Consider the following 3,506-nt stretch of genomic DNA (forward strand, 5'->3'; position numbering starts at 1 on the left):
CCTGCAGCGCCTTCCCGGGCCAGATCATCGTCGGCCTCGACGCCAAGGACGGCAAGGTCGCCACCGACGGCTGGAGCAAGCTGTCCGGCCACGAAGTGATCGACCTGGCCAAGAAATTCGAAGACTATGGCTGCGCCTCGATCGTGTATACCGACATCGGCCGCGACGGCATGATGGGCGGCGTCAACATCGAAGCCACCGTCAAGCTGGCGCAAAGCATGACGATCCCGGTGATCGCTTCCGGCGGCGTGCACAACGTCAAGGATGTCGAAGCGCTGTGCGCGGTGCAGGATGAAGGCATCGAGGCAGTCATTTGCGGCCGTTCGATCTACGAAGGCACGCTTGACCTGCGTTCGGCGCAGGAGCGCGCGGACGAACTGAGCGACGAATTCATCGAAGACGAAGACCTGTCCGAGCAGCCCGACGCTGACCAGCCATGACCCTCGCCAAACGCATCATTCCCTGCCTCGACGTGACCAATGGCCGCGTGGTCAAGGGCGTCAATTTCCTGGAGCTGCGTGACGCCGGCGATCCGGTCGAGATCGCGCGCCGCTATGACCAGCAGGGCGCCGATGAAATTACTTTTCTAGACATCACCGCTTCATCCGACGGCCGCGACCTGATCCTGCCGATCATCGAAGCGGTCGCCTCGCAGGTATTCATTCCGCTGACGGTAGGCGGCGGCGTGCGCGCGGTGGAAGACGTGCGGCGTTTGCTGAACGCGGGCGCCGACAAGGTCGGCATCAATACCTCGGCGGTCACCAATCCGCAGCTGGTGGCGGATGCCGCCGCCAAGTACGGATCGCAATGCATCGTGGTCGCTATCGACGCCAAGCAGGTCGCGCCCGGCAAGTGGGAAGTGTTTTCCCATGGCGGGCGCAAGGCCACCGGCCTCGATGCCATTGAATGGGCGAAAAAGATGGAGCAGCTAGGCGCAGGCGAAATCCTGCTCACCAGCATGGACCGCGACGGCACCAAGGTCGGTTTCGACCTGGCTTTGACCAGCAGCGTCTCCAACGCCGTGACGATCCCGGTGATTGCTTCCGGCGGCGTCGGCGGTTTGCAGGATCTGGCTGACGGCATCAAGATCGGCCGCGCCGATGCGGTGCTGGCGGCGAGCATTTTCCATTATGGCCAACACACTGTGCAGGAAGCCAAGCAGTTCATGGCGGCACAGCAGATTCCGATGAGGTTAGCATGAGCAGCGTGAATTGGTTAAACAAGGTCAGATGGGATGAACACGGCCTGGTGCCGGTGATTGCCCAGGAGCTAGGCTCGAACGATGTCCTGATGTTCGCCTGGATGAACCGCGACGCCCTGGCGAAGACGGTGGCGCTGGGCGAGGCGGTGTACTGGAGCCGCACGCGCAAGAAACTGTGGCACAAGGGCGAAGAGTCCGGCCATGTGCAGAAAGTGCACGAAATCCGCCTCGATTGCGACGAAGACGTGGTGCTGCTGAAAGTGACCCAGGCCGGCGACATCGCCTGCCATACCGGCCGCCATTCCTGCTTCTTCCAGAAACTGGAGAGCGACAGCAAGAGCTGGGAAACGGTCGAACCGGTATTGAAAGAGCCGGATGAGATTTACAAGTAAACAGATAAATAAGCAGCTAAATAAGCAGATAAATAAGCGGATCCGATCATGAGTGAAACCCTGAAGCGCCTGGCGGCGGTCATCGAGTCGCGTAAGCCGGCTAACGGCGGCGACCCCGAGACCTCATACGTGGCCCGCCTGTTCGCCAAGGGCGACGACGCGATCCTGAAAAAAATCGGCGAGGAAGCGACGGAAACCGTGATGGCGGCCAAGGATGCGCGGGTGGACGGCGACGTTTCCCATGTGCTGTACGAATGCGCCGACCTATGGTTCCATTCGATGATCATGCTGGCCCAGTTCAACCTGACGCCGCAAGACGTGCTGCAGGAACTGGCGCGGCGCGAAGGCCTGTCCGGCATCGAGGAAAAAGCCAGCCGCAAGCTGGTTGCCCGTGAGCAGCAGGAAACCGACCAAGGCAAGATCTGAATCGATCAAGACCCGGAGATAATTTGGAAAATTGTATTTTTTGCAAAATTGCAGCCAAGCAGATCCCCTCGAAAGCGATCTATGAAGACGACGACCTGATCGCTTTCCATGACATCAATCCGGCCGCGCCCATCCATTTCCTGATCGTGCCCAAGCAGCACATCGCGACTTTGGCCGATTGTACTGAGGCGCACGCCGCTTTGTTGGGTAAAATGGCGCTGCTGGCGCCGCGCCTGGCGCAAGAACAGGGCTGCGGTTACCAGCTGGACGAGCAGGGCCAGGCCAGCGGCGGCTACAAGACGATCTTCAACGTCGGGCCTGACGGCGGCCAAGAGGTGTACCATTTGCATATGCACGTCATCGGCGGACCTAAACCGTGGCGTGGGCAGCGCTGAATCCGCCGAATCGAGGTCCAGCGGCTGCAAATTGGTTTGTAAGGATTTAACGGTTAATTTGACTTAGCAGGATCGGGCAGGTTTGCCCGACAAGGAGAAAAAAATGGGTTCGTTCAGTATTTGGCACTGGTTGATCGTGCTGGTTATCGTCATGTTGTTGTTTGGCACCAAGAAAATCGGCAACATGGGTTCCGACCTGGGCAAGGCAGTCAAGGGCTTCAAGGATGGCATCAAGGGCGAGGAAGAAAAGCAGGCCGCCGACAAGGCGACGATTGACGTCGCCGCCAAAGAAAAGGACAAGTCCGGCAACTGAGTCGCGGCTGCTGCCGGTGTGCATGCGCGACGCCGGCTTGCCCTGAGGTTTGCTGTCATTCCTTATGATCGATATTGGTCTTACTAAATTAGCGCTGATCGGCGTCGTTGCACTGGTTGTCATCGGGCCGGAGAAACTGCCGACCGTGGCCCGCATGGCGGGCTCCCTGTTCGGCCGTGCGCAGCGCTACATCAACGAAGTCAAATCCGAAGTCAGCCGTGAGATTGAACTGGAAGAGCTGCGCAAGATGCAGAAAGACGTGCAGGAAGCCGCCAGCGATTTCGAGCAAAACATCGCCAGCAGCATCTCGGATACCAAGGAGTCGCTGCACGCCGCCTGGAACGATAGCGGCACCGATGGCGCTGGCAGCTTTAATGTCGGTCAGCTGGCGCAGACGCTCAAGGCCAAGAGTTTTCGCAAGAAAAAGCTGGCGCGCACCAGCGCCATTCCTGCCTGGTACAAACAGCAAAGCGGCCAGAAGGCGCGCGTCCTGTCGGGCGCCGCACGGGTCGCGAAATACCGTCCGGCCGGCCAAAGCAAGGCTTCCGGTTCATTTTTTTCGTGATTTCATGCTTCGCCTCAAGCCAGGCCAACGCTGATATCGGCCAATCCGCCTGATTGCAAAACACCTTGCCCCATGACTGAAGAACAGAAAACCAGCGGTTCCGAAAAAACCAGCGGCGTCGAAGAGACGTTCATTTCGCACCTGGTGGAATTGCGCAATCGCATCATGAAGGCGTCGATCGCGGTGATCGTGGTGTTCCTGTGCCTGATGCCGT

Annotated in this window: 7 protein-coding genes; all 7 read left to right on the plus strand. The window is 59.2% G+C overall.

Annotated features, from left to right (window positions below; translation table 11 throughout):
- Nucleotides 1-440, plus strand: a 440-nt coding sequence (locus JWQ61_RS15110; protein ID WP_304361256.1) for a HisA/HisF-related TIM barrel protein, incomplete at its 5' end; no start/stop codon positions are given.
- Nucleotides 437-1,201 (plus strand): imidazole glycerol phosphate synthase subunit HisF, encoded by a 765-nt coding sequence (gene hisF, locus JWQ61_RS15115; RefSeq protein ID WP_304361257.1) that lies wholly within the window; start codon nucleotides 437-439, stop codon nucleotides 1,199-1,201. The genes JWQ61_RS15110 and hisF, both read left to right, overlap by 4 nt.
- Entirely contained in the window at nucleotides 1,198-1,593 is a 396-nt protein-coding gene (hisI, locus tag JWQ61_RS15120) for a phosphoribosyl-AMP cyclohydrolase (RefSeq protein ID WP_120237375.1), read from the plus strand. The genes hisF and hisI overlap by 4 nt, the downstream gene beginning before the upstream one ends.
- Nucleotides 1,594-1,641: 48 nt before the next feature.
- Nucleotides 1,642-2,019 (plus strand): phosphoribosyl-ATP diphosphatase, encoded by a 378-nt coding sequence (locus JWQ61_RS15125; protein WP_304361258.1) that lies wholly within the window; start codon nucleotides 1,642-1,644, stop codon nucleotides 2,017-2,019.
- Between the two features lie 23 nt (nucleotides 2,020-2,042).
- Nucleotides 2,043-2,414 (plus strand): histidine triad nucleotide-binding protein, encoded by a 372-nt coding sequence (locus JWQ61_RS15130; protein WP_304361259.1) that lies wholly within the window; start codon nucleotides 2,043-2,045, stop codon nucleotides 2,412-2,414.
- 103 nt (nucleotides 2,415-2,517) lie between these two features.
- Entirely contained in the window at nucleotides 2,518-2,727 is a 210-nt protein-coding gene (tatA, locus tag JWQ61_RS15135; RefSeq protein ID WP_304361260.1) for a Sec-independent protein translocase subunit TatA, read from the plus strand.
- A 64-nt stretch (nucleotides 2,728-2,791) separates the two neighbouring features.
- Nucleotides 2,792-3,292 (plus strand): Sec-independent protein translocase protein TatB, encoded by a 501-nt coding sequence (gene tatB / locus JWQ61_RS15140; RefSeq protein WP_304361261.1) that lies wholly within the window; start codon nucleotides 2,792-2,794, stop codon nucleotides 3,290-3,292.
- The last annotated feature ends 214 nt before the right edge of the window (nucleotides 3,293-3,506 follow it).

Source organism: Collimonas fungivorans (assembly GCF_028292705.1).
Taxonomy (GTDB): Bacteria; Pseudomonadota; Gammaproteobacteria; order Burkholderiales; family Burkholderiaceae_D; genus Collimonas; species Collimonas fungivorans_B.